At 70.5% G+C, this 1,811-nt stretch carries 1 protein-coding gene; it reads left to right on the top strand.

Annotated elements, in window-relative coordinates; translation table 11 throughout:
- Positions 1 to 47: 47 nt before the first annotated feature.
- On the top strand, positions 48 to 1,811 hold a 1,764-nt coding region (locus tag SMA5143A_RS42370), incomplete at its 3' end, for a bifunctional glycosyltransferase 87/phosphatase PAP2 family protein (protein WP_107468084.1).

Below are 1,811 nucleotides of genomic sequence, written 5' to 3'. Positions count from 1 at the left end.
TTGCCCGCGTCTCACCTGAGGGACCGTGAGGCGGTGTGAGGCTTTCCATGGGACGGCGAACGGGGCGGGAGGGACGACAGGGCGTGGCGAACGCGGAACGGGGCGGGCCGGGTGGTGGCGTCGGTGGGGGTGGGGTGGCGGGCCGTTGGGGGACGGTGTGTGCCGTGCTGTGGCTGGTCGTGGCGGTCCTGGCGGTGCGGCAGATCGCGGTGGTGTTGCGTACGCCCAGGAGTGAGCGGCTGACGGATCTGGAGACCTGGGTCGGGCCGGACGGTGTGTTGCATGTGTCGGGCTCGTTGTACGACTCGACGCGGTTCACGGGTACCCCGTTCGGCGGGCTGGTCCTCAAGCCGCTGACCCGTGCGGCCGAGCAGGCCCTGGGCTGGGGCTGGACGTTCGGCACGCTGCTGCTGGTGGTGGCTCTTGGGCTGGTTGCCGCGCGTGCGCTGCCGCAGCCGGTGACCCGGCGGACGGCGCTGCTGGCGGCGCCTGTCGCGGTGACGTTGCTGATGGTGTCGCTGCCGGTCCGCAACACCCTCTACCTGGGTCAGACGAGCATCATCCCCGTGCTGCTGGTCCTGGCGGGCTGTTTCGCGGTGCGCGGTGAGCGGGCCAGTGGTGTGTTCATAGGGGTGGCCGCGGCGTTCCAGCCGGCTCTGTTGCTGTTCGTGGTGTTGTTGTGGTTCACCGGCCGTCGCCGGGCCGCGGTGAGTACCGGTGTCACCTTCGCCGGGGCCACGGTGCTGGCGTGGGCGGTGATGCCGCATGACTCGTACGCCTACTGGGTGCACCATCTGGCGGGTGTGGGGCTGGGCGGGCGGGCGGATGATCTCGCCAACCAGTCGCTGCACGGGGCGCTGCTGCGGCTCGGCCTCGAGGGTCCGGCGGAGATCGCGGTCTTCCTCGTCCTGGGCGCCGTCGTGGCGGTGTTCGGGATGCGCCGTGCCGTCCGCTATGCGCGGGACGGGCAGTTGCTGCTCGCGGTGGCGATCACGGGGTGTGTGGTGGTGGCGGTGTCGCCGGCGTCGTGGAAGCACCAGTTGCTGTGGGTGCTGCTGGCGGTGGTCGGGCGGGTCGGCACGAGGGCGTCGTCGCGGTATGTGTGGCCGGTGGCGGTGGTTCTGGTGATGACGCTGCCGGCGAAGATGATGGTGCCGAACGTCGGGGTGCTGTACCCGGTGCGCGACAACGTGGTGCTGCTGGCGGCGCTCGCCTCGGCGCTGGTGGTGCCGTTCCTGTCCCGGACCTCGCCCTACTACCGGCATCCGGTGCCGACCGTGTACGCGCCGAAGGCGCAGAGCCGTTTCAGCTGGGCGCCGCTGCTGCGGCGGGTCGCCACCCGCCCGAACCTGCTGCTCGAACTGCTGCTGATCCGTGTCACGTACGCCGCCTACCAGCGCACCCGGCTTCAGGCGGCCGGCAGCCGGGCGGTGGCGGAGGAGCACGCCGGGCAGATCCTGACGGTCGAGAAGGCGCTGTTCCTGGACATCGAGCACGGGGTCAACCACGCGGTGGTCCAGATCGGCTGGCTGCGGGACTTCTTCGACTTCTACTACACGTCGTTCCACTTCGTGGTGCCGCTGACGGTCCTGGGCGTGCTGTACTGGCGCCGCCCGGCGGACTACCGCTGGGCCCGCACCGCGATCGGTTTCACCACGGTCCTGGCGCTGGTGGGGTTCTTCTTCTACCCGCTGGCGCCGCCCCGGCTGATGCCGGGCCTGGGCATCATCGACACCATCCACGGTGTCCAGGACTTCTCCAAGCCCGACTACGGCACCCTGACCGAGGTCACCAACCAGTACGCGGCGATG

Source organism: Streptomyces sp. MA5143a, assembly GCF_900290235.1.
Lineage (GTDB): Bacteria > Actinomycetota > Actinomycetes > Streptomycetales > Streptomycetaceae > Streptomyces.
The sequence above is the reverse complement of the archived record's forward strand: the minus strand, read 5'-3'. Positions and strand labels throughout refer to the sequence as shown.